The sequence below is a fragment of the Halogranum roseipondis genome, assembly GCF_059695585.1.
In genome coordinates this window covers 1132843-1157939 of sequence record NZ_CM185235.1, presented here as the reverse complement: position 1 = coordinate 1157939, position 25097 = coordinate 1132843, and the positions used below count along the sequence as shown (strand labels likewise).

Here is a 25097-nt window from a genome sequence, read left to right as displayed (position 1 = left end):
ACCTTCCGTCGGTTATCGACATTTGGCCAAAAAATTTCGAGATTTGAAAACAGATGCAGAACACTTATCCGTGTCGTCGGGCTGTGTTTAGTTGCAATGGCAAACGGTAAGGTTGATTTCTTCAACGACACAGGCGGCTACGGTTTCATCTCGACGGACGACTCTGACGACGACGTGTTCTTCCACATGGAAGACGTTGGCGGCGAGGACCTCACGGAAGGAACCGAGATCGACTTCGACATCGAACAGGCCCCGAAGGGCCCGCGCGCGACGAACGTCGTCCGCAACTAACTAGAGTTTCGTCCAGTCGCCACACGGCGACGTAGCGTAACTTCGTTTCTTCCACCGAGTCAGTCGCCGAGAGCCGTCAGTAGACGACGGAACGAGGCGCTCGGTAGACGTGAGTTCCAGAGGCGAGCACCAGCCACCAGTTCGCGGGGCTTAAACGCCACAAAAACGTACCAAAACCCAACATGAGCCAGTCACGCGAGTTCTGTCCGCGCTGTGGCGACCCCGTCGAGGAGCGGGAGGAACCGCTCCCCGGGGCGCCGCGCGAGAAGGACGCCGTTCTCTGTGACGCCTGCTACTTCGAGGACTTCGACTTCGTCGACGCCCCCGAACGCATCGAGGTGATGGTCTGCGCCCACTGCGGGGCCGTCTACCGCGGTAACCGCTGGGTCGACGTCGGCGCGAAGGACTACACCGACGTCGCCATCGAGGAGGTGTCGAACGCGCTGGGCGTCCACCTGAAAGCCCGCGAGGTCTCGTGGGCCGTCGAGCCCGAGCAGGTCGACCAGAACACCATCCGGATGCACTGTCAGTTCACGGGGATGGTCCGCGACACGTTCCTCGAAGAGGAGGTCGTCGTCCCGGTGAAGATCAGCCGGCAGACCTGCAAACAGTGCGGGCGGAAGGCCGGCGGCTACTGGGCCAGTCTCGTGCAGCTCCGTGGCACCGAGCGGGTGCCGACGGCCGGCGAGGACGCCCGCGCCGTCGAGATCGCCCAGGAGATCATCGCCGACCGCGAGGAGGCGGGCGACCGCGGCGCGTTCATCACCGAGACCCAAGAGACCGACGAGGGGGTCGACATCAAGCTCTCGACGAACCAGCTCGGACAGGCCGTCTCCAACCGCATCACGCGGGAGCTCGGCGGCCGCGTCGAGAGCTATCCGACGCTCGTGACCGAGGACGGCGACGGCAACGAGGTGTACCGCGTCACCTACGCGATCCGGCTCCCGAAGTTCACGCAGGGCGACGTCATCGATCCCGACGACGACGACGGACCCGTCCTCGTGACGAGCGCTCGCGGCAACCTGAAGGGGACGCGACTCACCACGGGCGAACAGTACGAGGCACGGTTCGAGGAAGGGGAGACGCCGCCGGCGACGAAACTGGGGACCGTCGACGACACCGAGGAGACCACGGTCGTCACCGTCGAAGACGAACACTCGGTACAGGTGCTCGACCCCGAGACGTACGAGGCGAAGACCATCGCCCGCCCGGAGTTCTTCGACCCCGACGAACCGACGGTCAGAGTGCTCAAGAGTCGCGCGGGGCTCCACGTCGTTCCGGACGACGCGGTCGAAAAGTAGCGAAAACGAACGGCGAGAAAGGCTCAGTCGGCGCTGGCGGGGCGATCGGATCGCGCGTCGACCGAGAAGCCCTCCGGGCGCTGCTCGATGCCGTACTGGCGGAGCACCGCCTCGAACTCTTCTTCGGTCCGCCCGGCGCGTGAGGCCGCCTGCGAGAGTGTGAACGTCCCGCTACGGTACAGTGTCAGAGCCTGCGTGAGGGCGTTAGAGTGCATCGGTGTACATACGAGGATACTCGAAGAGGGTATGTAAAGCTATCGTGAGAATCGCTCTCAGTATCTTTCGGATTCTCGTGTTAGGTTGTAGCTCTGTAAACTTCTGTTCGGGTGATGGTTGAATACCGGGGAGTAGAGTTAACAATCGTTTAGAACCCGTCCGGCAATACTCGCCAACCCGGAACGAACGGGCAGAAGAGCCTCTGTGTGGGTGGTTCACAGGAGACGGCCGAGATTTTCTCACTCGTAAGCGAGTAAAATAGACTGCGTCGAGGACGGACGGTCAGTTGTCGCCCCAGACGTCCGACAGCGGGTGGTCGTTCCGCCGTTCGGCGCTGGACTGTCTGACGCCGGACGACGAACGGTCGCCGCGTCGCCGACGCCGTCGCCCCGACCCTCCCGTTCGGGGGCCGCCCGACAGCTCGCCGAGCGCCGTCTGCGGGTCGAACTCGGGGAGGTCGGGGCTCGACATCCGCCTCACCTGATCGGCGAACCAGGCGGGCATATCCGGTTCGGCGCGGTCGAACAGGTCGAGCAGACTCGAGTCCGCGAGGTAGGTGTCGCCGTAGTCGTCGGGCGCGCGGACGACTCGTCCGCAGGCCTGGATCACGGTCCGCAGCGCCGCGCGGTGGTACCACGCCCACTGGCCCTCCTCCAACCGGCGGGCGACCCGCGAGTCGCTGGTGTTCAGGTAGGGCGCCTTACACAGCACCTGCCAGCGACAGAGCTCACCCTTCAGGTCGAGCGCCTCCTCCATCTTCACCGAGAGGAACAGTTCGGGGTCGTCCGTCGCCTTCCACGCCTCCAGTTCGGCGTCACGGTTCTCCCGCGTGTGGAGACGGACTCTGTCGCCGACGCCGAACTCTGCCAGCAGCGTCGCCAACTTCTCCTGGATCCCGTAAGAGTGGGCGTGGACGAGTCCCTTCTGGTCGGGGTGTTTCGCCAGCAGTCGGACGAGCAGACGGGCGATCTTCGGGATCGTCTCGTCGCGGTGCTCGAACGTCATCTTCCCCTGCGTCACGTCGTACAGCGGCCGGTTCTCGACCGGAAACGTGTGGTCGACGTCGACCAGCGCGACGTTCTCCGGGTCCAAACCGACCTGCCGACAGAAGGCGTCTTTGTTCAGAATCGTCGCCGAGAGCAGCGCGAACTTGTTACCGCGGTCCCAGACGGTGTGGTGGAGATACTTCTCGGGATTGAGCGGTTTGATGACGAGCGGCGAGCCTTCGTGTCCGCTGCCCTCCCCGCCAGCGGTCGGCGCCCCGGACTCCTGGTCGACGACCCACGTCGTCGCGCTCGTCGGGTCGCGGTAGTCGTCGACGAACCACTTCAACTCGCCGTGGAGTTCCTGCAGTCGGTCGCGACGGGCGGCCTCGTCGGGCGTCAGCTCGGGTTTCGCGAGCAGGTCGTCTTTCGCCCGCTTGCAGACGCCCATCAGCGTCTCGGCGAACCGCGACGCGCGGTCGACGGGGTCGTCCGCGTCGGCGACGTTCGGAACGCCGACGTCGTCCCAGACGGGGACCGTGCGGGGTTTGATCTCGATGGTGGCGTACATCTCCGCCCACTCCGCGAGGCCGTGGGCCTCGTCGACGACGACGACGTCCCGCTTCCGGAAGACGTCGGAGCCGGCGGTCTGCATGAAGTACGCCAGCGTCATCGCCGCGATCGACCGGGAGGAGGCGATGGCGCGGTCCGAGAAGTACGGACAGCGATGTCTGACGGTGCAGTCGAACCCCTTCTCCCGGACGCAGGGCGCACGGTTGACCGGCGTGTCGTGTTCGCCCGGGAGGATGCAGTCGTAGTTCCCTTTCCCGCGGATGATCTTCAGGTCGTCCAGCAGGTCGTCGGTGGCGACGTCGTCGAGCTGGGAGACCTGCGGCGTGGTGTAGTAGGCGTCGGTCGCCTCCTTCGGTTCGGCCTCGTCGGCGCGACGGGCACAGCCGGCGATGGCGCGGGCGAGGAGGGACTTGCCGCTCCCCGTGGGCGCACGGACGAGGACCACGTCGTTGCCGGCGGCGAACGCCTCCCGGACGTCGCGGAGTGCCTGCTCCTGGTTCCCCCGGTAACTCGGTGCCGGGAACCCCTCGAAGATACGGTCCGGGTTCACGTTCGCCCCTGTCTCCACTCCGGCCTAAATCCACCGTTCGGCGCTGGGGAGTCGGTCGACGGCAGTGCGTCAGAGCGGCCCTCACGACGCCGCGAGTCCCCTCCCGAACGTCGCGCCCTCACAACGCCGCGAGTCCCCTCCCGAACGTCGCGCCCTCACAACGCCGCGACGTCGTCCGCCGTCACCTCACGGTCGTCGGGCAACCGCTCGATGCAGTCGAAACAGAGAAAGTGTTGACTGCCGTCGACGAGCTCCAGTTCGATGCCGCCAGTCGACTCGGTCTCGAAGCTCCAGAAGTCGCCGATGCCGCCGGCGATCCGGACGGCCTTCCCACAGGCGTCACACGGTTCACTCGTCATCGTCTGAGAGAGTCCGCCGAGCGACAAGAGCCTTACCCGACGTACATTGATGTGTCGTGGCACCGTCTGACAGACACGGATGGACGTGAACTGTGACGGCTGTGCCGGCTGTTGCATCGACTGGCGTCCGCTCGCCCCCGACGCCCACGACCACGAACGCCGCGGCCGTCGTCCCCCGCTCGACGACGCGTACAACCTCGTGCCGCTCTCCCGCGACGAGGTACGCGACTTTCTGGACGCGGGCTACGGCGACGTGATGACGCCCCGCCTCTGGGAGGCGACCGACGGCGACGACGCGGTGACGGTCGACGGTCACGACCTCGTCGCCGTCGGCGGCCGACCGGTGTTCTTCCTCGGTCTGCGCAAACCGCCGAAACCGGTCGGCCCGTTCGGCCTCGACCGCCACTGGCTCGACAGCTGCGTCTTTCTCGACCCCGAGACGCTCCGGTGTCGCATCCACGACTCGCCGCTCTACCCCCGGACCTGCAGCGACTACCCCGGGCAGAACCTCGCGCTCGACCGCGAGACCGAGTGCGAACGCGTCGAGGCGGCCTACGGCGGCGACCGCCTGCTCGACGACACGCCGCCCGACGACGTCGGCCTCGCGCTCGGCCCGCAGGCGCTGGGCGCGAAACTGTTCGTCTACCCCGACTCCGAGGAGCTGACGGGTGTCGTCGACCGGCTCCTCGCGGACGAACTCACCGCCGCCGACCGCGCTCGGTTCGTCGGCGTCGCCGTCGGATCGAGTCCGGGGACGACGACCGTCGACGGGACGCGCGCCGAGGAAGCGTGCGAGAGCGCGCGCGCCGCCGACTCGTGGGCCGGACAGGCGATCGACGCGTGGGAGAGACGGGCCGACGAGACCGGGTCGCTGGCGACCGACGTCGAGTCGACGGGGGCGAGCGTCGAGGAGGCGCACGGCGCACCCGAAACGGAGGGGTGATCCTCGTGCCAGCGGGAACAGTTATCCGCTCGCCGACCGTCACTCTATACCATGAGAGTTCTCGTCACGGGAGCGACCGGTTTCGTCGGCAGTCGCCTCGTCCCCGCCCTGCTCGACGCCGGTCACGAGGTGACGGCGCTCGTCCGCGACGCCGACCGCTACAGCGGTCCCGGAGACGTGCGCGTCGTCGAGGGCGACCTGCTCGAACCGGGCAGTCTCGACCGCGCGCTCGACGTCGACGCCGCCTACTATCTCGTCCACTCGATGCAGTCCGGCGGCGACTTCGAGGAGCGCGACCGACGGGCCGCACGCAACTTCGCCGACGCCGCCAGCGAGCAGGGTGTCGAGCGTGTCGTCTACCTCGGCGGACTCGGGTCGGGTAGCGATCGACTGTCGAAGCATCTCCAGTCGCGCCGCGAGGTCGAGTACATCCTCGGCGAGGGTGACTACGAGTTGACGACGCTCCGCGCGGCCATCATCATCGGTGACGGGAGTGCGAGCTTCGAGATGGTCGAACAGCTCGCGAAGCGACTGCCGGTGATGGTCACCCCGCGGTGGGTCCGGACGAAGTGTCAACCGATCGCCATCGACGACGTCGTCGCCTACCTCGTCGGCGTGCTCGACGTCCCCGAGACGGCCGGTGAGACGTACGAGATCGGCGGTCCGGACGTGCTGACGTACGGAGAGCTGCTCCAGCGGACGGGTGAGCGGTTGGGTCGGCATCCCCGCATCGTCTCCGTCCCCGTGTTGACGCCGCGGCTCTCGGCCTACTGGGTCGACCTCGTCACCGACGTCCCCCGGAGCGTCGCTCGTCCCCTCATCGACGGGCTGAAGAACCCGGTCGTCGTCGAGGACATCCGGATTCGGGACCTCGTCCCGGTCGAGTTGACTCCCTTCGACGTCGCCGTCGAACGAGCACTCGGGGACGACCGGTCAGCCACGACGCCGTCGCCGTCGGTCGAACCGACGCGGGCGGATTAAGACCACGTGGGCCGAAGCACTCCGCGATGAGTCTGTTAGGGACGGAGTACGGCGAGGCGTGGGCCTACGAGAGCATCGTCGGTGCGCTCCCGGGCGTCGAACTGAGCGAGCCACAGGCCGTCGCGTTCCAGTTCGTCCTCTTCGAGGTGCTGATCCTCCTCTTCGCGTGGGTGTACGACCTCTGGAACGCGGCGCTCGCCGGCACCGCCGCCGTCGCCGTCGCCGCCGTCGGCAGCGTCGCGATGCTCCGACTCGGCGCGGGGACGCGCTCGCTGGAACTGCCCGAGACGTACCGGCGCGTGCTGTTCGGGTCGAGCATCGAGGTCGTTCTCGCGGTGCTCGCGTTCATCGCGCTCGTCACCCACCTGTTCGTCTTCGATCCTCAGCAGGCCGCCGAGGCCGGCAGACCGGGGCTCCTCGATCGGCTGTTCGGACCACAGCCGCCCGTCGTCGTCGTCTACCTGATGCTCCTGGTGCTGTGGGATCTCTGCTATCGCATCGGAACCTCCTGGTGGACGGCCGTCGTCGCGTTGTGGCGGTCGCACCACTACAGGTTCGACGACGAGACCGTCGGTGCGCTCCGCCGACTCGACGCGACGAACGTCGGGTTCGCGGTGGCACAGCTGCTGCTCGTGCCGTTCCTGCTCGACGAACCGGTACTGCTCTTCGCCGTCGGCGGCCACGTCGTCGCGGTGACCGTCGTCTCGACGGCGGCGTTGGTCACACTGCGAGAAGCGTAGGGTGGTTACAGAGACTCGAGGAGAAAGCCCACTCCTTGAGTGGAGGGATGAGTCCGACACGACATTTCGCAAATCACAGACACAGCGTGGATAACGGTTGCTCTCATCATCGTTAAGACAGTTCAGTCCGATACGCAGAATACAGCGAACCGATGAACCAAGAGGTCACAACCACCGTCCGCGTTCGGCTTCACTCGCTCACTCAACGGAAGGCAGCGTTGCTGTCCCGAGAGTACGACGAGTTTCAACGAGCGGTTCACGGAGCCGACGACGTGAACCTCTACTCAGCGACGAAGCAACAAGCAAGCAAGGTTCGCACAAACAAGAATCCACGAACGGACACCACACAGCCTGTCGTTCTCCGAAACGACTGTATCACCGTCGAGCAAGATACTGACACGGTTCTCTCGAAGTGGTGGTTCAAAGTTCCCATCTACGACCCCGAGAAGGAACGTGGGAACAGTATCTGGTGTCCCGCTATCGTTCCCCCGAAGGATGAGTCGCTGATGGACGACGACACCATCCGTGACTCGGAGTTAGTTCGCAAAGACGGCAAGTGGTACGTTCACCTCGTCTGCAAGCGGTCTGTGGCCGTTGATGAGGCATACGACGACGTACTCGCCGTCGATATGGGAGCGAAGTGGATTGCTGTCAGCACGTTTCTCTCCGACCGAGATACTCAGTTCCACGGGAAGCGCGTTCGAGACGTTCGAGAACACTACAAACAACTTCGCAAATCTATCGGGAAAGCAAAGGTGCGACAGGGGAAGCAAGTCATCGCACGTCTCGGTGATAAAGAGTCTCGAACGGTCGAAGACGCCCTTCACAAAGTCGCCAACGAGGTTGTCGCTCGCGCACGAGAGCGCAACGCCGTCATCGTTTTTGGAGACATGACGGGGATTCGCTTCGACAATGACGAGGGGCGGTACGTCAACGACAAGACGCACAAGATGCCGTTTGCGAAGATGGCAAACAGACTCACGTACAAAGCCCACCTCGACGGTCGAGCGTGTGTCCCCGTTAAGGAGTACGATACATCCGTCACGTGTTGGCGCTGCGGGTCACAGAACACGAGTCGTGAGGTGCAAGGCCGTGTCGAGTGTCACGCCTGTGGATTGGATGATAACGCAGACAAGAACGGTGCAACGAACATCGGAAAACGAGCCATTGGCAAGGATATCGGAAGCCCGCTGTCGATGGCGGGGGGCGTTGTGGCTCGCCCCGAAACGCAAGTCGGACTCAAAGGAACAAACGGTGAGCTGGAACTTGCGAACTCCCCTTCAGACGTGGGCCAAACCTTCAGTGAAGGAAGCTCACGACGTTAGTCGTGGGAGAAGTCACTGCCCTTTGATCTCTTTGAACTGATCGAGGAGGTCGTCTGCAGAGTCTCCCGAGTCGAACTCGAGGCGACCGTGGTACTCCGTGCGCATCTCCGAGAAGTCGGTGTCGACCTGACTCGTCTTCTGCGCACGACGCTCGTGTTCTTCCTCGTCATAGGCACCCATTGACATGGTATATGATGACTTGGGAACACCTCGTTAAAAAGTTGACGATTAGAACGGAAGATGATGATGGATTTGGCGAGGGAGAGACGGAGACGGCACGGGGGCCGTGCGGAAGAGGTAAACCCACCGATAAAGTAGTCACAGTCGTGGCACGACCCCTGCGATTCCGGTACGCCCCCGGTACGTGGACGGAGAACCGGGTCCGGAACGACGTGTTTCAACCCCTCGACGGCAACCTCGGGGCGACGATGCAGTCGCCGTGGTTCAAACCGCCGTCGAACTACGAAGCCTCCCGCTTCGAGATGGACAACGGCGACGTCGCCCTCCTGGCGTGGAACGAGGAGGGTGCCTACTGGCTCGGCAACACCGAGACGCCGAGCAGCCTCTGGCGCACCGACAAGTTCGCGTTCGAGGAGGTCCCGTACCCGATCGCTCGCTGGGCGGAGCGCGAACTGCTCGCCCAGTTGCACGAAGAGTCGCCGTGGCTCGAACCGTTCCCGCACGTCTCGTGGTTCTTCCTCCCGGTGTTCCTCTCGAAGGACGGTCGACACACCACCCGCGAGTTCTTCGAGGAACACGCGGCGGGGTTCCCCGACGCGACCCGCGACGAGGCGCTCGGGTTCTACGAACGCTTCCTCCACACGGGCGCGCTCGACGACTACCGGGAGCTGATGGCCGGAAAGCTCGGCACCTCACAGCAGGTCGATCTCGTCCGGATGTCGGCGTCGATGGGCGAGTTCAACGTCGCCAAGCTGCTCCACGACGCCGGCTACGAGCTGACCCCCGAGATCGAGGTGACGACCGGCCACTCGCTGGACTATCGGGCGGACCGTCCGGGCGAGGACGGGACGCTCGTCGAGGTGACCCGACCGCTCCCGCCGAACCGACGGTCGGCGAACACGCCCGTCGCCGCCGTCCGCGACACCGCCGAGACGAAGACGAACGGCCAACTGGCGAACCACGGCGGCGGCGTCACGCTGTTCGTCGACTGCTCGTCGTTCCCCGACGACGACTGGTTCGCCGTCCGCGGCGAACAGCCCGAGGTGCGACACCGCCCGGCGGTCGTCTTCCGAGCACGACCGGACGGTCGCATCGAGGGCTACGCGAAGGGTTCGGTCCCGCTCGAGCTCCAGCAGGGGCTCGAGTGGGTGTAGGTCGGCGAAAGAACTGAGAGTGGTCGACTCGGTCGGCGTCAGAACGAGACCGGTTCCGGTCCGCTCTCGCCGATCGCGTAGGCGTCGCGGTCGCTGTAGAACCGTCGCCCGATGGCACGGTGACTGACACCCGTGAAGAGGGCGTCCCGGACGTCCTGTGGCCGCTCGTACGTCTCGGAACCGAGGCGTTCGAGTACCGTCTCGAGCGTCTCGGACCCGTTCTGGAGTTCGATCTCCTGGTCGCCGTGCGCTTCGATGAGTTCCTCGCTCGTCGCGGGGTACTCGTAGCCGTCGATCAGATCGTCAGTGCCGTTCAGGCGCATCGTACCAGGTTGTAGCCCGAAGATGATTATAATGGTTTTCCATGTACGACCTTCGACTCTTAACAGTCATTAATGGTCCTTAATGTCAGAACTGCTTTCGGTCTCCCCGTCGGAGAGAGGGGTATGTTGGACGCAGACGCCGACGTCGACACGGGCGCGGCCGAGACGTCGACTCCCACGGACGAGACGCCGATCGCCGACCTCCACCTCCACACGACTGCCTCCGACGGAACGCTGACCGTCCCCGACCTCCCCGACGCCGCTCGGGCGGGCGGCGTCGACACCGTCGCCGTCACCGACCACGACCGTGTCCACCCCGACCTCGACGCCCCGGTGACGGTCCACGACGGCGTGACTGTGATCCGCGGGATCGAACTCCGCGTCGACGCCGGCGAGTTCGCGGTCGACCTCCTCGGGTACGCGGTCGACCCGACGCCGGAACTCCGCGCGGAGCTACGTCGGATACAGACCGACCGGCAGGAACGCGCCCGGGAGATGCGCTCCCGCGTCGAGCGTCGACTCGGCGTCAGCCTCGACCTCGACGTCCGGGAGGGCGTCGGCCGGCCGCACGTCGCCCGAGCCGTCGAGGAGAGCGAGGCCGACTGCGACTACCAGGGGGCGTTCGACCACCTCATCGGCGACGACGGTCCCTGTTACGTCGCACGAGAGATCACACCGTTCGAGCGCGGTGTCGGCCTGCTGTCGGCGTCGTGTGCCGTCGTCGGACTCGCTCACCCGTTTCGCTACCCCGACCCCGAGGCGGCGCTGGCGCTCACCGAACGGCTCGACGCGGTCGAGCGCTACTACCCGTACGGCCGCCCGGTCGAGACGGACCGACTGGACGCCGTCGCCGACGAACACGACCTGTTGACGACCGGCGGGAGCGACGCCCACGACACGACGCTCGGTCGTGCCGGACCACCTCGCGAGGCGTTCGAGCGGTTCGCCGCTCGGCTGCCGAGAGCGTAGGCTTAAACCTCGTCGCCTCCGAAGTAGACGTATGCAGTGTCACTACTGTGACCGCGATGCCGCGTACGCTGCCGAGAAGGACGGCATCAAGGTCGGCCTCTGTGAGGAGCACTTCCGCGAACGGTTGGAGCAACTCGCAGAGTCCGACGAACTCGCCGCCCTCCGCGAGCAGATCGACGTCGATCGAACCGAGTGAACGTTTTTCGACGCGCTTAGAGGAGTCGCCCCGAGAAGACGAACAGCCCCGCGAGGATCAGCTCGAACGAGAGCGTCCCGACCGCCGACAGGGCCATGAACCGCCGGCCGTCGAGCTCGGAGAACCCCGCCGGGACGGTCAACATCCCCCGCGTGAACAGCATGGTGTTGCTCAGCGGCACCACGATGGGGCCCCACCGCTGGAACCAGCCGTCGAACCGGTCGAGCTTCTCCTCGCTGATCCGGAACCAGCGTTTCCCGAGCAGGTAGTCCCGTCCTCCGCGTTCGGCCAGTTTGAACAGTGCGTACTGGCCGACGGTCGCGCCCGCGACGGCGAGACCGATGATGAGGAGGTTCTCCGGCGCGACGAGGTTGGTCCGATCACCGATGAGGAGAATCGCTCCGGGGACGATGAGTTCGCTCGGCATGACGTACATCAGCATCGCCCCTTCGAGGACGAACACGGCGAGGAGAACGAGGAGTGCGTACTCGGAGTTGAGGAGGTCCTGGAGGTACGACGGCATCTCCCCGAGCTGCAGCACGGTGGTCATCGTCAGTTCATACCCCACTCCCGAATAAATCAGTTGTGACCTCGTGTGCGGGCGCTGAGAGGTGTGTAGCCTGTGTCTGCGCGGTCGAACGGGATCGAACGAGCGACTGCGACGGGGGAGCGATGCGGTTTTCCACGCCCCGACCGAACTCGACCCATGAACCTGACAGACCGGCCACGACGACTCCGTACCGACGGCGTCCGCCCGCTGGTCAGCGAGACGCGGCTGGACGCGACGGACCTCATCGCCCCGGTGTTCGTCGACGCGACGACCGACGAACGCGTCCCCATCGAGACGATGCCGGGTCACGAGCGCGTCCCCGTCGACGAGGCGGTCGCCCGCGTCGAGGAGATCCGCGAGACGGGCGTCGAGGCCGTCATGCTGTTCGGCATCCCGAAAGCGAAAGACGAGTACGGGTCGCGCGCGTGGGCCGAGGACGGCGTCGTCCAGGAGGCGACTCGCCGCATCAAAGCCGAGACGGACGCCTACGTCGTCACCGACGTCTGTCTCTGCGAGTACACCAGCCACGGTCACTGTGGCGTCGTCGAAAACGAGGCCGCGGAGAACCCCCGACTCACCGTCCGCAACGACGAGACGCTCGACCTCCTGACGAAGACGGCCGTCTCGCAGGCCGAGGCCGGGGCCGACATGGTCGCACCCTCCGCGATGACCGACGGGATGGTCGGTGCCATCCGACAGGGGCTCGACGAGGGGGGGTATACGGACGTCCCCATCATGAGCTACGCCGCGAAGTACGAGTCCGCCTTCTACGGGCCGTTCCGCGACGCCGCCGACGGCGCGCCCGCCTTCGGCGACCGCCGCCACTACCAGATGGACCCCGCCAACGCCCGCGAGGCGATGCGCGAGGTCGAACTCGACGTCCGGCAGGGTGCGGACGTGCTGATGGTCAAACCCGCACTCTCCTATCTCGACATCGTCCGGGCCATCCGCGAGGAGTACGACCACCCCGTCGCCGCCTACAACGTCTCCGGCGAGTACGCGATGCTCCACGCCGCCGCCGACAAGGGGTGGCTGAACCTCGAGGAGACCGCCGTCGAGTCGCTGCTCTCCATCAAGCGCGCCGGTGCAGATCTGATCCTCACCTACTTCGCCGAAGACGTCGCCGAAGCGCTCTGAACGGGCGACGGTCGGAGGCGGTCGGCGGCACCACGGCGCTCGCTCGGCGACGTCCTCGACGCTGTCGAATCTGCCTGTCGGCTGTCTTCTCACCCCGTCTCTGAGGCACGATAGAGTAATGTCGCTCGAGCGATAGCATGCTAGAGTATGTCTGACAAATTCCCGCGGCGACGGCGGTTCCTCCAGTCACTGGCACTGGGTGTGGGCGTCGGCGTCGCAGGCTGTTCCACGAACGACGAGGAGGGTACCGGCACGCCGGGCGAGTCCCCCACGGACACGACGCCATCGGGTACGGGGTCGCCGACGGACGGGACGACCGACCCGCCGAACGTCGACGACCTCCAGTACGCGGCACCGCGGGCCGTCGACGACTTCGACGCGGTGGTCGAGGAGCGGAAACTCGCCGCGCTACGGCAGGTGCTGGCCGCCGACGGGGTCGGCTCGCAGGTCACGGAGGCCGTCTCGTCGACGGCGTACCACCGTATCTACGACGGGGTCGACTTCGTCGAGATCCTCGCTCCGCACGAGATGTCCGTCACCGGCAGTCTCGACGAGGGGCAACACACAATCGAGTTCGGCGACATCAGACAGATCCGCGGACTCGTCGACCGGCGCAACGACCGGTTGCTGAAGGTGGACGTACAGACCCGCGAACCACACGTCATCGAGCGGTCGTACGACGGTCTCAACATGGACACCGTGAACGCGGCGCTGGAGCATCCCGACGTCGCGGCGGCACTGGAGGGCAAAGACTGGTACGTGCTCGCCGCCGACTACTCCATCATCACGGCGTACTCCGAGGAGTACCCCATCGGCGTGGTGACGCCGGTGCTGTTCAACTGGAACAACGACCAGGGGGAGTTGGTCGCCGTGGGGGCCGCGGTGACGACGAAGACGTTCAACGACCAGATCGAAGAGAACGAAGTGCTCGACGTCTACAGACCGACGTCCGAGTCTCCCGACCCGCTCGCGGATATCGTCACAGCGGTCGAAAACACCGACCCCGGCAACTACCGAGAGGGGACGATCGATCCACCGGGAGCGATGAACGACGAGAACTGGGAGATACGTCGGCCGTCACAGACCATCGAGCAGGGTGACTGGACGGTCACGTGGGAGAACACGCTCCACGACGCCTACCGCGTGGAGGCGTCGTACAAGGGGAAACCGGTGTTCGGCCGCGAGACGAAGGTGCCGTGGATGCTGAGCGACTACGAACCGTTCGGCATGGCGGGACCGGGTACCCCGAGCGGTCGACAGAACTGGCACTTCTGGGACACGCTGGGGTTCACCGGCCCGGGCGTCGTCGAGAAACACGACTTCGCGGACGGGTTCCGAATCCGCGGAACGTACCACACCGGGTCGCTCGACCACTGGGAGTGGCGGTTCGGGCAGAACTGGGCGCCCTACCGCTACCTCATCGACTGGAACTTCCACGACGACGGCACCGTCGACGTCACCTCGCGTCACCCGACGACCGGGTTCCGGACCACCAACGGCTACCCGAAGTACACGTTCCACTTCGCCGTCGACCCCGCCTTCGAGTCGGCGTCGGTGAGTACGAACGACGGGAGCGGGTGGAGCGCGGTGACCGAGGAGTCGCGCATCGACCGCAGCGACGTCGACCGGATCCGCGTCGAGAACGCCGACGGCCCGGAGCGACTCGTCGTCGAACGGCCGGGGATGCGCACCTACGCACTCCAGTACGACCCCGACCTCGTCGAGTACGAACAGACGCTGGAGGGCGTCGCAGCGGAGATGCTGACCGACCGGGAGTATCTCGACCCGGAGAACTACCTCCGCGGGAACTCCGTCGACGGCGAACGCCTGTACCTGCGGATGTACTCCGACCGCGACACGAGTCAGGGGACGCACGCGACGACCGACCCGTTCGCGTTCCGCTTCACGATGCGGGCGGAGAACTACTGAAGAGCGTGAGACAGAGATGAGACTCACACGACGCGACGCGCTCGCACGAGTCGCCGCGACAGCGGGTGTCGCTGGCATCACCGGTGTCGCCGGCTGTACCGGAGGAGCCGACGGAGGGCCGGGAGAGACGACTGAGGTCACGACCCCGACGACGACGGCAGCGTCGGCGACGCCGACAGCGACGGCGGCCGAGACGGGGACCGGAACGTCGACGCCGACACGCGGGGAGTACACCGTCGACATGTACACTGACCTCTACTTCGACCCCATCGGGTTGCACGTCGAACCGGGCGAGACGGTGTCGTTCGAACTGGTGAGCGGGGCCCACTCGGCGACCGCCTACGACCCCGACAACGAGAACGCCTTCGAGCGACGCATTCCCGAGGGCGCACCCGCGTGGGACACCGGCGTCTTCGGCGAAGTCGGTGCGTTCCGGAACGTCACCTTCGAGACGGAGGGGACGCACGACTACTACTGCATCCCGCACAAGATGGTCGGCATGGTCGGCCGGATCGTCGTCGGGGGCCCCGGCGGTCCGGCCGAGGAGAGCGAGAACCCCGACTACCCGCTCCCGGACTCGACCCGCATCACCGAGGAGGGGTCGGTCGCGTTCGAGGACTGGAAGCGCGAGCAGGGGTGAACGCGCTGTTCGGCCCGATCCCGAGTTTCGGCGGCAGTTCAGAGTTCAGACTCGACAAGCCTGTCAGAGCGGACGGTCGGAACAGTCGGTTCCACTCACGGTCCTCCACTCTCTCGCGTCCGCACTGTCGGCGACACCAGCGGCGTCGACAGAAGGAACTCCCCACCTGCCGTCGTCTGTCGTCGTCTCTACGAACGTCGTCACTGCTCTCGCCTATCGGTCGCACGGCGTTGCGCACCCGACGAACGCCGGAAGTCCCCTCAGTTCCCGGACAACGATTGTCCAGCAGAGTGGCAACATTTGTCCGCATATCGCCGAGACAAGGACCTTATACACACTATATGCGCTTGTAGTTCTGTCGAACGTCCACTTCGGGACGGAATAATTTGTTTTTCTCGTCATCATACTTATTACCCTCCACGTGCAGACTGTTGACTGGACGCAGTTGACAAACATGGTAGCAAACTCAGCAAACATCGACAACTGTCCAAGCACCACCAGCGAAGTACCACAGGGAGGGAGCGAATGAGTCTCGCCTTGCAAACCGGCATGGACGCCGTCGTCACCGGCGTCAACCTCGTGTGGGTGCTCACCGTGACGTTCCTCATCTTCTTCATGCACGCCGGCTTCGCCATGCTCGAAGCCGGGCAGGTGCGCTCGAAGAACGTCGCCAACCAGCTGACGAAGAACCTCCTGACGTGGAGCGTCGGGGTCGTCGTGTTCTTCCTCGCCGGATCGGCCATCTCGACGATCGTCGGCGGCGTCACCGGCGGCGGGTCGTACTCCGTCGTCGGGGCGTTCACCGACCTCTACGCCCCCGACGCGGCGAGCGTCACCGCGTGGACCGACTGGCTCTTCGGCGCGGTGTTCGCCATGACGGCGGCCACCATCGTCTCTGGAGCCGTCGCCGGCCGTGCGAAGCTCCGCGCGTACATCAGCTACACGATCGTGCTCGCGGCGGTGATCTACCCCGTCGTCGTCGGCTTCACGTGGGCCGGCGGCTTCCTCGGTGCGATGGGCTTTCAGGACTTCGCGGGCGGGATGATCGTCCACGGGATGGGCGGCATCGCGGGCCTCACCGCCGCGTGGATCATCGGCCCCCGGATGGACCGCTTCAATCCGGACGGTTCGGTGAACGTCATCCCCGGCCACTCGCTGTCGTTCGCGGTGCTCGGGACGCTCATCCTGGCGTTCGGCTGGTACGGCTTCAACGTCGGCACCGCCGCCGCGCCGTTGGCGATGGAGGGTGGCGAGGTCACGCTCGGTTCGTTCGCCTACGTCGGCCGCGTCGCGCTCGTGACGACGCTCGGGATGGCTGCCGGCGCAATCGGTGCGGCCGCAATCGCGCTGTACAAGACCGGCAAGGTCGACACGCTCTACGTCGCCAACGGGCTGCTCGCCGGCCTCGTCGGCATCACTTCTATCGCCGACGCCATCGTCTGGCCCGGCGCGCTCGTCGTCGGCCTGCTCGCCGGCGCACAGCTCCCCGTCGTCTTCGGCTTCGTCGAGAAGCGCCTGCAGATCGACGACGTCTGTGCGGTGTTCCCGGTCCACGGGAGCGCCGGCATCCTCGGCGCGCTCCTGTTCCCGTTCTTCGCGACGGGACTCTGGAACGGGACCGCGTCGTTCGTCTCGCTCGCGGTCCCGCAGGTCGTCGGCGTCGCGGTCATCGCCGGATGGACGGTCGCGGCGACCTACGTCGTCTTCCGCGGGATCAAGGCGCTGGGCGAACTCCGCGTCACCTCCGAACACGAACGCGAGGGGCTCGACACCTCCGAACACGGCGTCGACACGTACCCCGAGTTCGGCAAACCCGAGACCGTCACCGACGGCGCGGGCGTCCCCGTCGACGGGAACGTCCGGACCGACGGCGGCGTCGAGCCGGCGTCGGTCGCCGATGAGACCGGTGGCGTCTCCGACGTCTCCGGAGGTGACGACGAATGAGCGACGCGCCGAACGACGGGAGTATCAAACTCGTGATGGCAGTCGTCCGCCCCGACAAACTCGCCGACGTGAAGCGCGGGCTCGCCGAGATCGGCGCGCCGTCGCTGACCGTGACGAACGTCTCCGGCCGCGGCAACCAACCCGCCAAGAAGGGGCAGTGGCGCGGCGAGGAGTACACCGTCGACCTCCACCAGAAGGTGAAGATCGAGTGCGTCGTCTCCGAGATTCCGGCCGACGACGTCGTCGAGGCGATCCGCGAGGCGGCGTACACGGGCGAGCCCGGCGACGGGAAGATCTTCGTCCTCGACGTCGCCGACGCCGTCCAGATCCGGACGGGCGAGCGCGGTCAGGACGCGGTCTGACGGCGTCCGAGTCGAGGTCGACCCCGCGAGTTTCGGTCGACGACGACCCAGTAACTACTATCCGCCACCCGCGCGAACTGCCGTCACATGAACCACGAGCGTTCGCGCGACCTCTACGACCGCGCCCTCTCGGTGATGCCCGGTGGCGTCAACTCCTCGGTGCGTGCGACCCGACCGTATCCCTTCTTCGTCGAAGGCGGCGACGGCGCACACGTCGTCGACGCCGACGGCAACCGCTACGTCGACTACGTGATGGGCTACGGCCCGCTGCTGTACGGCCACGACGCCCCCGAACCGGTGCAGGCCGCCGTCCAGAAGCATTCCAGCGCCGGGCCGATGTACGGCGCGCCCACGGAGATCGAGGTCGACCACGCCGAGTTCGTCGCCCGCCACGTCCCGTCGGTCGAGATGATCCGGTTCGTCAACAGCGGGACGGAGGCGACCGTCTCCGCAGTCCGGCTCGCCCGCGGCTACACCGGCCGCGACAAGGTCGTCATCATGCAGGGTGGCTACCACGGTGCCCAGGAGTCGACGCTGGTCGAGGGCGACGCCGACCACCCGCGACCCAGCACCAGCGGCATCCCCGCGGAGTTCGCGAAACACACGCTTCCCGTCCCGTTCAACGACGCGGAAGCGGTCCAGACGGTGTTCGAGGAGCACGGCGACGAGATCGCGGCGGTGCTCGTCGAACCGATCCTCGCGAACAAGGGCATCGTGATGCCGGTCGACGGCTATCACGAGACGCTGCGGGACCTCTGTGACGACCACGGGTCGCTGCTGGTCTTCGACGAGGTGATCACCGGGTTCCGAGTCGGTGGGCTCGGCTGTGCGCAGTCGAAGTTCGGCGTCACGCCGGACGTCACCACCTTCGGGAAGATCGTCGGCGGCGGCTTCCCCGTCGGTGCCGTCGGCGGGAAGTCCGAGATCATCGAGCAGTTCACGCCCGCCGGCGACGTCTTCCAGTCCGGCACCTTCTCGGGACATCCCGTGACGATGGCTGCGGGCCACGAGTATCTGAAGTACGCCGCCGAGAACGACGTCTACGAGCACGTCGACCGTCTCGGCGAGCAGTTACGAGAAGGGATCACGGATATCTGCGCCGACCAGGCCCCCGAGTACACCGTCGTCGGCACCGACTCGCTGTTCAAGACGGTGTTCACCCGCGACGCGCCGTCGACGCTCGACGGCCAGTGCGAGGCCGGCTGCCAGCAGCGCCCCGACTGCCCGCGCTACGACCACTGTCCGAAGACCGGTGGTGACGTCGCCGACGCCGAGACCGAGCGCTGGGAACGCATCTTCTGGCACGAGATGAAAGAGCAGGGCGTCTTCCTCACGGCGAACCAGTTCGAGTCGCAGTTCGTCTCCTACGCCCACACCGAAGAGGACGTCGAGCAGACGCTCGAAGCGTACAAGCACGCGCTGTAGGCAGGTGCTGCGGGTCGCGGCTACGCCGTGAGCGACGTTGTCGACTCGCGCTCCGAGCGGGTGACGCGCAGTTCGATGCCGTCGGGCGCCACCGACACCGTCACGTCGTCGACGGCGCGGCGGTACTCCGAGGCGTGTTTACCCGAGCGCCGGACGCGAAGCCGTTCCGAGAGCAACTCGAGGTCGGTGAGCAGATCGAGTTTCCGGTAGGTCGTCGAGAGCGCGAGATCGCAGCGCTCCGAGAGTTCGCTCGCCGAGAGCGCCTCGCCGTCGGTCGCCGCGAGGATGCACCGACAGTCGGCGTCGTCGAGCGCGTCGAGCATCGCCTGGACGGTCTCGTCGTCGTCGACGGTGACGGTCTGGTCTCTCTGGTCCGGACGGGTCGACTGTGCGGCGACGGCGAACTGACTCTGGCTCATATCTCATAGAAGTCACCGGACGACGACTAACTGTCAACCCCGATAGCGTGGGTGGTTTATATACCCCGACGGAGAGATCGTCCGAAACGGCAGTGTGTCGGTGTTTGACACCCCTCTCAGGAGCCGTCTTCGAGGACGTCGCCGAGGAGCTTCGTCTGGGCGGCCGCGAGATGTTCCCGCAGCGTCGACTGGTTGATGTCGAGCGCCGCCGCGATCTCGGTGGCGTTCGCTCGGCGTGGATGGTCGAAGTAACCCATCTCGTAGGCGGTCTGGAGCACCTCGAACTGACGGTCGGTGAGTTTGCTGCGGTCGACGAAGACGCTGTCGCCGGGCGAGTCGCCGACCGGCGACCGGACGAGGCGCTTGATGTCGAGTCCGGGAAACCGCTCGCGGAGCGCGCCGATTGCGGTCTGTAACTCGGCGTAGTCGGCCGCGTAGAACACGACGGTCAGCGAGCCACGCCGGGCGAAGTAGCGGTCGACGGGACAGCCGAACTCGCCGAGACAGCTACAGGGACAGGAGACGTCCTCGTGGTCGATCCGGTAGAGATGCTTGTCCCCGTACGAGAAGATCGGATCGACGGGAAGCGTCGCCGGGTCGTGGTCCGTGTCGACGACGAACTCGGTGACGCTCGTCGACTCCGGCGTCGAGACGACGCTCGTCGAGACGCTGTCGACGACCGACTCGGTCGTCGCCGACACCGACGCGATGGGACACACATCGGGAGAGTCGAACTCGACGGTCGCGCGGATCCCGGACGACATGAGCGTGACACCGAGTTGTGGGTGGGTGAACTTGAGGATACGGGTCTGCAGCCCCGGACGGGTAGCGCGGCGCGACGAACCGGCACGGAGGGCGAGACAGGAGGCAGACGCGAGCCGGGAGGTCGACACGGCGGCTGTTCAGTTCTCGTCGACGAGTTCGATCCGGCGGCCGCTCAGTGAGTCGGCGGTGAGTTCGTACAGTTCGATGTCGAGATCGCGTTTCGACTCGCCCCAGATCTCGAACAGTGGCCGTTTCGCCTGCCCGTACTGGACGATGCGTTCGGTCGTCATCTCGTCCGTGGAGATGCCCTCGAGCGATCCCTCGGCGATGACGCTCCGGTAGGTCTCGTCGTCCTCCTCGTAGACGACGAGGCGGACGCTCGGCGACGAGGAGAGGAACCGCCGTTTCTGACTCTCCGGCGTCGAGACGAGCCGCATGTAGAAGCGACGTTCCTCGGGGTCGTAGCCGTACGAGATGGGTATCGCGTAGGGTTCGTCCCCTCGCGCGAGCGAGAGGACGCCGGTCTCGTGTTGCGCGAGAACCTCGTCGATCTCCGCGGGGGTCATCTCCGTCTGTTGATCCAGAGCCATTCTCGTACCTTGGATTGTTGGGTGACAGGTAATGACTGTTGCTCTTGTCGTGGCGCGAGTCGAACAGGTTCGGATTCAGAGGACGACGCGTTCGCCCGTCGAGGCGGACTCGTAGAGCGCGTCGATCACCTTCATGTCTACGAGACCGTGTCTGCCGTCGGGTTCGGGCGGTCGGTTTCGCTGCAGACAGTTGGCGAAGTAGTCGAACTCCTCGCGCATCTGGTCGACCGGACCGGGACGGATCTCCCGGTCGGCGTCGTCCGTCGAGAGCCGTAACACCTTCTCGCTCTGCGGGAAGAACGGCCCCTCGAGCGTCAGCTCGCCGTCAGTGCCGACGAAGCGGAGACTGGAGACGGTCCGAGCGCTGTGACTCGCGGTACACGACGCGAGCACGTGATCGGGGAACTCCAGTTGGAACGCGGCGTGTTCGTCGGTTCCCTCGTAAGCCGCCTGCTCGGCCTCGGTCCGAGCGTAGACGGCCTGCGGGTCCGCGTCAAGAATAAAGCGGATCGTGTTCAGCGGGTAGATGCCGATGTCGTTGACGGTCGTGCCGCCGGCCAGGTCGGGGTCGAGTCGCCAGGAGTCCTCGCTCGCGAACTCGAGCATCGTGTCGGACATATGCCCCAGCACGCTCACGACCTCGCCGACGGCACCGTTTCTGACCAGTTCGCGGGCCCGTCTGGCGACCGGTTCGGTCTGGACTCGGTAGGCGACCATCAGCGGGACGGCGGCGTCCTCGCAGCTCTCCACCATCGCCTCGGCGTCCGCAACGTCGGCGGCCATGGGCTTCTCACAGAGTACCGCCTTCCCGTGGTCGGCCGCGGACTCGACGTACTCGCGGTGGAGCGCGTTGGGCGTACAGACGTACACCGCGTCGTAGTGTTCGGTCGCCGCCCCGTCGTGGAACTGCTGGTACGAGAGCGTCGCCACGGCGGTGTCGACGTCGGCAGCGACCGACTCGGCCTTCTCGGTCGACGAACTCACGAGCACCGTCGTCTCACAGGCGGCGGCGTCGGCCACCGCGGGGATCGCCTGCTCCCGTGTCCACCACCCGAGGCCGACCATCGCCACGCGGATCGGGTCCGCGTCGGTCGGCCGCTCCCAGTCGCGGGTCAGAACGTCGTCGAGTTCGCCATCGAGTGCCATGGCCGGCCGTTCCGTCCGAAGCGGGAAATAAGCCGTCCCCGGGGAGAGCAGTGCAGACCCGGGGTCCCCGCGAGCGACGCGGCACTGTGCGGGTCGCTCCCCGACGCAGCGAGGAGAGTTACGCGTCGCTGAAAGCGCGCCGAGAGACCGACGACCCGCAGACCACACAGCCGTTGTCGAGGAGGGCGTCGCGCATCGACTCGTTGACCAGTATGGACTCGGCGCACTCCGGGCAGACGAACGTGTAGTCCGTACTGTCTGTCACGATACGGTATAGTAGGGAAGCCAGTCCTATATCAACCCCGGTGGTTCTCCGAGGGCGGGAACCGGTCGGCCGAGACGAGACTCCACGTGGTCGTCTCGTTCTCGGCGGACGGGAACAGCCGAGAAAGCGTATATCCGTGGCGCACGTCTCTCCGAGTGAACTGGGTCGCGGCGGCGGTGACGCCACTGCTACGCCGCCAGACCGGTCAGGGAGCAACAGACGATGAACGACGATACGGTCGACGAACTGGATGGAGCACAACACCCGACCACCGAGACGGCAGCCGAGGGACCGGTCGTCGGCTTCGAACTGACACTCGCCCGGGACAGGCCGGCGGAGTGTACGCTGTTTCTCGTCGAACAAGAGAGCGACTCGTGGGGCGATGCCTGGATCACGGCGAGGGAGGGGGCGTTCGTCGACCTCGACTCCTCGCGCTGAGCCTCACTGCGAGGAGAGCGAGACGAACGCGGTCTCGGAGACGGGCGCGCCACAGACGGGACAGCCGCTGGCGAGCAGAGCACGCCGCATCTCGTCGTCGACCTCGAACTCCTCGCCGCGCTCGGGACAGACGAACGCGAACCGGTCGGTGTGGAGCTGTGTCATGGTCGGAGCGACTCCCTCCGAGCGTCTCGTCTCATCGCCGGGACACCTCGTCTGCGTCTGCGTCTTCGTCGACGCCGCCGTCGGTGACGACCTGCCGGATCTCGACGGCGTCGCCCTCGGTCAGCGAAACCGAGAGCGTGTCGAACTGCGTGCGGAACTCGCTGGGGAAGTTCCGCTCGGCGTCGATACGGACGTGCTCCGCGAGGAGTGCGGCGTCGGTGAGGACGCCGAGTTTGCGGTAGACGGTCGACAGCGGGACGTCGCAGGCGGCGGCACACTCCTGTGCGGTCCGGGCGCGCTCGTCACAGGTGACGAGGATGCGTCGACAGACGCCGTCGTTGAGCGCGTCGAGGACGGCGACCGGGTCGACGTCGGCGGGCGTCGGCTTCGTGCTGTGCGTGAGTGTCGGGTGGGAGACCTGCATCGAGGAGGCTGTCATACTTCTAGAGACGGCGGCTTCTCGGAGGTAACTGATACCGCGATATCCGGGGTCGTTTAAATAGGGGGTGGGTGAGCGACGGTCAGGCAGTGCGGTCGAACTCGGTCACGAGCCGCGCCCGCGCGTCGCGCCACGCCGCGACGACCCGGTCGGGGACGGGGTCGGTCTCCCAGTGGTCGACCCGGTCGTGGTCGTCCAGCCACTCGACCGTCCGGCGGACGCCCTCCTCCCACGGGACGGTCTGTTCGTGGCCCAGCTCCGCCTTCGCCTTGCCGTTGTCGAACACCGTGCTGTACTGGAAGTGGTCCCGTAACGGTTGGGTCCGCTCGGGAACGAGCTCCGAGAGGACGTCGGTCGGCACGTGGACGAGTTCCGGTTCGGGAGCGTTGAGGGCGGCGGCGACCGTTCGGTGATACTCGTTCCACGTCAGATGCTCCTCGGCGGTGACGTGGTAGGTCTCGCCCTCGACCCCCTCCGTTTCCACTGCAGACACGAAGGCGTGGGCGACGTCGTCGCGGTGACAGGGAGCCCACACCGACGTCCCGTCGCCGTGGACGACGATGGGTCTCCCCTCGCGGATGCGACTGACGTAACTCGTCGCGTCGCCGAGCGTGTGGATCAGTCGACCGCCCTCGCCGTAGGTGTGCCACGGGCGGAGGACGGTGACGGGGAACCCCTCGTCGACGTGGGCAGCGAGAAAGCGGTCCTCGGCGGCGGCCTTGTCCGCGCCGTACTCGCTCGTCGGCGGGTGTCGCGGCGTGTCCTCCGCGAGCGGCATCCGGGAGACCGGGCGAGAGTAGACGTCGATAGTGCTACAGAAGACGTAGCGGTCGACGCGACCCGAGAAGGCGCGGATCGCGCTCTCGGCGTCCTCGGGCGTGAAACAGACCACGTCGACGACGGCGTCGACGTCGACGTCCGCCATCTGCCGTTCGAAGCGGTCGTAGTCGGTTCGGTCGCCCTCGAGGAAGTCGACGCTGTCGGGGACTCTGGGTTCCGTCTCGCCGCGCGTGTAGCAGGTGACGTCGTGACCCCGCTCGACCAGCTGTCGGGTGATCCCGGTGCTGATGAGCCCGGTACCGCCGACGAGGAGTACGTCCATGGCGGGGACCACTCCCCAGAGGGGTAAGTAGCCACGCACCGCGGCAGGGGGGCGAGTCGTCGTCGAGTCCGACGCGTCATGCGCGGAGATTTATGGCCGAGGCCGCCGAACGGTGGGGCATGGACAGCCCTCCATCGGCTAACAGCGCGGTCGAGAAGCGGGAGTCCTCGTCGGGGACCGCCGTCGGCGACCTGCTCCCTCGGGCGAGCGTCGACTCGAAGTGGTGGTACTGGATCGCCGCCGTCCCGCTGTTCGCGCTCGTCGGCACCGTGTTCGGGGTTCTGTTCGGCGTCGTCGGCTTCGTCGGGTTCGTCTTCGGCGTCGGCTTCGACGCCGGAGTACTGTCGGTGCTGCCGTTCGTCGCCGTCGCGCTGGCGGTCGCTCTCGTCGCGGCCGTCGGCGGCCTGCTGACGCTCGTCTTCCCGCTCGCGATGTACGTCGACGCGCGGGCGATCGCCGAGGCGGCGGCAGACTACGAGTGGCGACCCGACCCGGCGCTGTACGGGCTCGTCGCCCTCGCGGGCGCGCTGACGACGACGTTCGTGGTCACGGTGCCGCTGGCGCTGTACTACCTCTACAGGCGTCACGAGACGGTCGGGACGCCCTGAACCACCGACGACCGCTCCGCCGCCCGTCTGCGAGGACCACCCACGCGGGCGACGGGAACTGGTGGCCTTTTCACGGTCGGACGCAGAGA

31 protein-coding genes are annotated in these 25097 nt (G+C 66.2%); 17 read left to right on the top strand and 14 right to left on the bottom strand.

Going from position 1 to position 25097, the window contains the following annotated elements:
* Window positions 1–96 precede the first annotated feature (96 nt).
* Together EOHIBHHM_RS06280 and EOHIBHHM_RS06275 are read left to right on the top strand one after the other, a co-directional pair.
* Window positions 97–291 carry a cold-shock protein gene (locus EOHIBHHM_RS06280; RefSeq protein ID WP_089822659.1) on the top strand — a complete coding sequence of 65 codons (195 nt, stop codon included), beginning with the start codon at window positions 97–99 and terminating at the stop codon, window positions 289–291.
* Between the two features lie 182 nt (window positions 292–473).
* Window positions 474–1592 carry a 60S ribosomal export protein NMD3 gene (locus EOHIBHHM_RS06275; RefSeq protein ID WP_497255664.1) on the top strand — a complete coding sequence of 373 codons (1119 nt, stop codon included), beginning with the start codon at window positions 474–476 and terminating at the stop codon, window positions 1590–1592.
* 23 nt (window positions 1593–1615) lie between these two features.
* Here EOHIBHHM_RS06275 and EOHIBHHM_RS06270 read toward each other — a convergent pair whose 3' ends face one another.
* The 3 genes from EOHIBHHM_RS06270 to EOHIBHHM_RS06260 form a co-directional block, all read right to left on the bottom strand.
* Window positions 1616–1807, bottom strand: coding sequence for a DUF7317 family protein (locus EOHIBHHM_RS06270; protein ID WP_497255662.1), 192 nt, complete (start codon window positions 1805–1807; stop codon window positions 1616–1618).
* 283 nt (window positions 1808–2090) lie between these two features.
* Window positions 2091–3914, bottom strand: coding sequence for a helicase C-terminal domain-containing protein (locus EOHIBHHM_RS06265; protein ID WP_497255660.1), 1824 nt, complete (start codon window positions 3912–3914; stop codon window positions 2091–2093).
* Window positions 3915–4069: 155 nt separating this feature from the next.
* On the bottom strand, window positions 4070–4273 hold the full coding sequence (locus tag EOHIBHHM_RS06260) for a DUF7561 family protein (RefSeq protein WP_089823046.1): 204 nt from the start codon (window positions 4271–4273) through the stop codon (window positions 4070–4072).
* 79 nt (window positions 4274–4352) lie between these two features.
* Between EOHIBHHM_RS06260 and EOHIBHHM_RS06255 the strand changes: the two genes are divergently transcribed.
* From EOHIBHHM_RS06255 to EOHIBHHM_RS06240, 4 genes are all read left to right on the top strand, one after another.
* Window positions 4353–5216, top strand: a complete 864-nt coding sequence (locus EOHIBHHM_RS06255) for a YkgJ family cysteine cluster protein (RefSeq protein ID WP_497255658.1) — start codon at window positions 4353–4355, stop codon at window positions 5214–5216.
* Between the two features lie 51 nt (window positions 5217–5267).
* A complete protein-coding gene (locus EOHIBHHM_RS06250) occupies window positions 5268–6197 on the top strand; it encodes an NAD(P)H-binding protein (RefSeq protein WP_497255656.1) in 930 nt (309 codons plus the stop codon).
* Window positions 6198–6223: 26 nt separating this feature from the next.
* Complete coding sequence (locus tag EOHIBHHM_RS06245) at window positions 6224–6937, top strand: DUF7530 family protein (protein ID WP_497255654.1); 714 nt, start codon at window positions 6224–6226, stop codon at window positions 6935–6937.
* A 152-nt stretch (window positions 6938–7089) separates the two neighbouring features.
* Window positions 7090–8262 (top strand): RNA-guided endonuclease InsQ/TnpB family protein, encoded by a 1173-nt coding sequence (locus EOHIBHHM_RS06240; RefSeq protein ID WP_497255652.1) that lies wholly within the window; start codon window positions 7090–7092, stop codon window positions 8260–8262.
* A 12-nt stretch (window positions 8263–8274) separates the two neighbouring features.
* Here EOHIBHHM_RS06240 and EOHIBHHM_RS06235 read toward each other — a convergent pair whose 3' ends face one another.
* Window positions 8275–8448, bottom strand: a complete 174-nt coding sequence (locus EOHIBHHM_RS06235) for a DUF5786 family protein (RefSeq protein WP_497255650.1) — start codon at window positions 8446–8448, stop codon at window positions 8275–8277.
* A gap of 140 nt (window positions 8449–8588) precedes the next feature.
* Here EOHIBHHM_RS06235 and EOHIBHHM_RS06230 point away from each other — a divergent pair, with 140 nt between their 5' ends.
* A complete protein-coding gene (locus tag EOHIBHHM_RS06230) occupies window positions 8589–9596 on the top strand; it encodes a DUF5784 family protein (RefSeq protein ID WP_497255648.1) in 1008 nt (335 codons plus the stop codon).
* 38 nt (window positions 9597–9634) lie between these two features.
* Here the strand turns inward: EOHIBHHM_RS06230 and EOHIBHHM_RS06225 are convergent, their stop codons facing one another.
* Entirely contained in the window at window positions 9635–9919 is a 285-nt protein-coding gene (locus EOHIBHHM_RS06225) for a DUF5789 family protein (protein ID WP_497255646.1), read from the bottom strand.
* A 123-nt stretch (window positions 9920–10042) separates the two neighbouring features.
* Here EOHIBHHM_RS06225 and EOHIBHHM_RS06220 point away from each other — a divergent pair, with 123 nt between their 5' ends.
* A complete protein-coding gene (locus tag EOHIBHHM_RS06220) occupies window positions 10043–10888 on the top strand; it encodes a PHP domain-containing protein (protein WP_497255644.1) in 846 nt (281 codons plus the stop codon).
* Between the two features lie 31 nt (window positions 10889–10919).
* The gene (locus tag EOHIBHHM_RS06215) at window positions 10920–11084 is read left to right on the top strand and encodes a DUF6757 family protein (RefSeq protein ID WP_497255642.1); all 165 of its coding nucleotides are present in this window, start codon (window positions 10920–10922) and stop codon (window positions 11082–11084) included.
* A 16-nt stretch (window positions 11085–11100) separates the two neighbouring features.
* Here the strand turns inward: EOHIBHHM_RS06215 and EOHIBHHM_RS06210 are convergent, their stop codons facing one another.
* Window positions 11101–11634, bottom strand: a complete 534-nt coding sequence (locus EOHIBHHM_RS06210; protein WP_497255640.1) for a DedA family protein — start codon at window positions 11632–11634, stop codon at window positions 11101–11103.
* 156 nt (window positions 11635–11790) lie between these two features.
* On the opposite strand from EOHIBHHM_RS06210, the gene hemB reads away from it, so the two are divergent.
* The 6 genes from hemB to hemL all read left to right on the top strand — a co-directional run bounded on the left by hemB (window position 11791) and on the right by hemL (window position 19071).
* A complete protein-coding gene (hemB, locus tag EOHIBHHM_RS06205) occupies window positions 11791–12771 on the top strand; it encodes a porphobilinogen synthase (protein ID WP_497255638.1) in 981 nt (326 codons plus the stop codon).
* Window positions 12772–12918: 147 nt separating this feature from the next.
* On the top strand, window positions 12919–14700 hold the full coding sequence (locus EOHIBHHM_RS06200) for a hypothetical protein (protein WP_497255636.1): 1782 nt from the start codon (window positions 12919–12921) through the stop codon (window positions 14698–14700).
* A 16-nt stretch (window positions 14701–14716) separates the two neighbouring features.
* On the top strand, window positions 14717–15340 hold the full coding sequence (locus EOHIBHHM_RS06195) for a plastocyanin/azurin family copper-binding protein (protein ID WP_497255634.1): 624 nt from the start codon (window positions 14717–14719) through the stop codon (window positions 15338–15340).
* A 525-nt stretch (window positions 15341–15865) separates the two neighbouring features.
* On the top strand, window positions 15866–17284 hold the full coding sequence (locus EOHIBHHM_RS06190) for an ammonium transporter (RefSeq protein WP_497255632.1): 1419 nt from the start codon (window positions 15866–15868) through the stop codon (window positions 17282–17284).
* Window positions 17281–17646, top strand: a complete 366-nt coding sequence (gene glnK1 / locus EOHIBHHM_RS06185; protein WP_497255630.1) for a nitrogen regulatory protein GlnK1 — start codon at window positions 17281–17283, stop codon at window positions 17644–17646. Before EOHIBHHM_RS06190 ends, glnK1 begins: the two co-directional genes overlap by 4 nt.
* 87 nt (window positions 17647–17733) lie before the next feature.
* Entirely contained in the window at window positions 17734–19071 is a 1338-nt protein-coding gene (hemL, locus tag EOHIBHHM_RS06180; RefSeq protein WP_497255628.1) for a glutamate-1-semialdehyde 2,1-aminomutase, read from the top strand.
* A gap of 20 nt (window positions 19072–19091) precedes the next feature.
* Here the strand turns inward: hemL and EOHIBHHM_RS06175 are convergent, their stop codons facing one another.
* From EOHIBHHM_RS06175 to EOHIBHHM_RS06155, 5 genes are all read right to left on the bottom strand, one after another.
* Complete coding sequence (locus EOHIBHHM_RS06175) at window positions 19092–19490, bottom strand: helix-turn-helix domain-containing protein (RefSeq protein WP_497255626.1); 399 nt, start codon at window positions 19488–19490, stop codon at window positions 19092–19094.
* Between the two features lie 116 nt (window positions 19491–19606).
* Window positions 19607–20254, bottom strand: a complete 648-nt coding sequence (locus EOHIBHHM_RS06170) for a helix-turn-helix domain-containing protein (RefSeq protein ID WP_497256931.1) — start codon at window positions 20252–20254, stop codon at window positions 19607–19609.
* Between the two features lie 138 nt (window positions 20255–20392).
* The gene (locus tag EOHIBHHM_RS06165; protein WP_497255624.1) at window positions 20393–20845 is read right to left on the bottom strand and encodes a pyridoxamine 5'-phosphate oxidase family protein; all 453 of its coding nucleotides are present in this window, start codon (window positions 20843–20845) and stop codon (window positions 20393–20395) included.
* Between the two features lie 75 nt (window positions 20846–20920).
* Window positions 20921–21991 (bottom strand): D-xylose 1-dehydrogenase Gfo6, encoded by a 1071-nt coding sequence (gene gfo6, locus EOHIBHHM_RS06160; protein WP_497255622.1) that lies wholly within the window; start codon window positions 21989–21991, stop codon window positions 20921–20923.
* A 118-nt stretch (window positions 21992–22109) separates the two neighbouring features.
* Window positions 22110–22256, bottom strand: a complete 147-nt coding sequence (locus EOHIBHHM_RS06155; protein ID WP_170864747.1) for a DUF7560 family zinc ribbon protein — start codon at window positions 22254–22256, stop codon at window positions 22110–22112.
* 222 nt (window positions 22257–22478) lie between these two features.
* Here EOHIBHHM_RS06155 and EOHIBHHM_RS06150 point away from each other — a divergent pair, with 222 nt between their 5' ends.
* Window positions 22479–22694: a DUF7511 domain-containing protein gene (locus EOHIBHHM_RS06150; RefSeq protein ID WP_497255620.1), complete on the top strand. Its 216-nt coding sequence runs from the start codon at window positions 22479–22481 to the stop codon at window positions 22692–22694.
* 3 nt (window positions 22695–22697) lie between these two features.
* Here EOHIBHHM_RS06150 and EOHIBHHM_RS06145 read toward each other — a convergent pair whose 3' ends face one another.
* The 3 genes from EOHIBHHM_RS06145 to EOHIBHHM_RS06135 all read right to left on the bottom strand — a co-directional run bounded on the left by EOHIBHHM_RS06145 (window position 22698) and on the right by EOHIBHHM_RS06135 (window position 24400).
* Window positions 22698–22859, bottom strand: coding sequence for a DUF7560 family zinc ribbon protein (locus tag EOHIBHHM_RS06145; protein ID WP_497255618.1), 162 nt, complete (start codon window positions 22857–22859; stop codon window positions 22698–22700).
* Window positions 22860–22890: 31 nt separating this feature from the next.
* Window positions 22891–23298, bottom strand: coding sequence for a helix-turn-helix domain-containing protein (locus EOHIBHHM_RS06140; RefSeq protein WP_497255616.1), 408 nt, complete (start codon window positions 23296–23298; stop codon window positions 22891–22893).
* An 82-nt stretch (window positions 23299–23380) separates the two neighbouring features.
* The gene (locus EOHIBHHM_RS06135) at window positions 23381–24400 is read right to left on the bottom strand and encodes an NAD-dependent epimerase/dehydratase family protein (protein ID WP_497255614.1); all 1020 of its coding nucleotides are present in this window, start codon (window positions 24398–24400) and stop codon (window positions 23381–23383) included.
* A gap of 119 nt (window positions 24401–24519) precedes the next feature.
* On the opposite strand from EOHIBHHM_RS06135, the gene EOHIBHHM_RS06130 reads away from it, so the two are divergent.
* Complete coding sequence (locus EOHIBHHM_RS06130; protein WP_497255612.1) at window positions 24520–25008, top strand: hypothetical protein; 489 nt, start codon at window positions 24520–24522, stop codon at window positions 25006–25008.
* Window positions 25009–25097 lie beyond the last annotated feature (89 nt).

Coding starts and splice junctions, on each gene's coding strand:
- EOHIBHHM_RS06280 (WP_089822659.1), top strand. CDS start 97: ATGGCAAACGGTAAGGTTGATTTCTTCAACGACACAGGCGGCTACGGT.
- EOHIBHHM_RS06275 (WP_497255664.1), top strand. CDS start 474: ATGAGCCAGTCACGCGAGTTCTGTCCGCGCTGTGGCGACCCCGTCGAG.
- EOHIBHHM_RS06270 (WP_497255662.1), bottom strand. CDS start 1,807: ATGCACTCTAACGCCCTCACGCAGGCTCTGACACTGTACCGTAGCGGG.
- EOHIBHHM_RS06260 (WP_089823046.1), bottom strand. CDS start 4,273: ATGACGAGTGAACCGTGTGACGCCTGTGGGAAGGCCGTCCGGATCGCC.
- EOHIBHHM_RS06255 (WP_497255658.1), top strand. CDS start 4,353: ATGGACGTGAACTGTGACGGCTGTGCCGGCTGTTGCATCGACTGGCGT.
- EOHIBHHM_RS06250 (WP_497255656.1), top strand. CDS start 5,268: ATGAGAGTTCTCGTCACGGGAGCGACCGGTTTCGTCGGCAGTCGCCTC.
- EOHIBHHM_RS06245 (WP_497255654.1), top strand. CDS start 6,224: ATGAGTCTGTTAGGGACGGAGTACGGCGAGGCGTGGGCCTACGAGAGC.
- EOHIBHHM_RS06240 (WP_497255652.1), top strand. CDS start 7,090: ATGAACCAAGAGGTCACAACCACCGTCCGCGTTCGGCTTCACTCGCTC.
- EOHIBHHM_RS06235 (WP_497255650.1), bottom strand. CDS start 8,448: ATGTCAATGGGTGCCTATGACGAGGAAGAACACGAGCGTCGTGCGCAG.
- EOHIBHHM_RS06225 (WP_497255646.1), bottom strand. CDS start 9,919: ATGCGCCTGAACGGCACTGACGATCTGATCGACGGCTACGAGTACCCC.
- EOHIBHHM_RS06220 (WP_497255644.1), top strand. CDS start 10,043: ATGTTGGACGCAGACGCCGACGTCGACACGGGCGCGGCCGAGACGTCG.
- EOHIBHHM_RS06215 (WP_497255642.1), top strand. CDS start 10,920: ATGCAGTGTCACTACTGTGACCGCGATGCCGCGTACGCTGCCGAGAAG.
- EOHIBHHM_RS06210 (WP_497255640.1), bottom strand. CDS start 11,634: ATGACCACCGTGCTGCAGCTCGGGGAGATGCCGTCGTACCTCCAGGAC.
- hemB (WP_497255638.1), top strand. CDS start 11,791: ATGAACCTGACAGACCGGCCACGACGACTCCGTACCGACGGCGTCCGC.
- EOHIBHHM_RS06200 (WP_497255636.1), top strand. CDS start 12,919: ATGTCTGACAAATTCCCGCGGCGACGGCGGTTCCTCCAGTCACTGGCA.
- EOHIBHHM_RS06195 (WP_497255634.1), top strand. CDS start 14,717: ATGAGACTCACACGACGCGACGCGCTCGCACGAGTCGCCGCGACAGCG.
- EOHIBHHM_RS06190 (WP_497255632.1), top strand. CDS start 15,866: ATGAGTCTCGCCTTGCAAACCGGCATGGACGCCGTCGTCACCGGCGTC.
- glnK1 (WP_497255630.1), top strand. CDS start 17,281: ATGAGCGACGCGCCGAACGACGGGAGTATCAAACTCGTGATGGCAGTC.
- hemL (WP_497255628.1), top strand. CDS start 17,734: ATGAACCACGAGCGTTCGCGCGACCTCTACGACCGCGCCCTCTCGGTG.
- EOHIBHHM_RS06175 (WP_497255626.1), bottom strand. CDS start 19,490: ATGAGCCAGAGTCAGTTCGCCGTCGCCGCACAGTCGACCCGTCCGGAC.
- EOHIBHHM_RS06170 (WP_497256931.1), bottom strand. CDS start 20,254: ATGTCGTCCGGGATCCGCGCGACCGTCGAGTTCGACTCTCCCGATGTG.
- EOHIBHHM_RS06165 (WP_497255624.1), bottom strand. CDS start 20,845: ATGGCTCTGGATCAACAGACGGAGATGACCCCCGCGGAGATCGACGAG.
- gfo6 (WP_497255622.1), bottom strand. CDS start 21,991: ATGGCACTCGATGGCGAACTCGACGACGTTCTGACCCGCGACTGGGAG.
- EOHIBHHM_RS06150 (WP_497255620.1), top strand. CDS start 22,479: ATGAACGACGATACGGTCGACGAACTGGATGGAGCACAACACCCGACC.
- EOHIBHHM_RS06145 (WP_497255618.1), bottom strand. CDS start 22,859: ATGACACAGCTCCACACCGACCGGTTCGCGTTCGTCTGTCCCGAGCGC.
- EOHIBHHM_RS06140 (WP_497255616.1), bottom strand. CDS start 23,298: ATGACAGCCTCCTCGATGCAGGTCTCCCACCCGACACTCACGCACAGC.
- EOHIBHHM_RS06135 (WP_497255614.1), bottom strand. CDS start 24,400: ATGGACGTACTCCTCGTCGGCGGTACCGGGCTCATCAGCACCGGGATC.
- EOHIBHHM_RS06130 (WP_497255612.1), top strand. CDS start 24,520: ATGGACAGCCCTCCATCGGCTAACAGCGCGGTCGAGAAGCGGGAGTCC.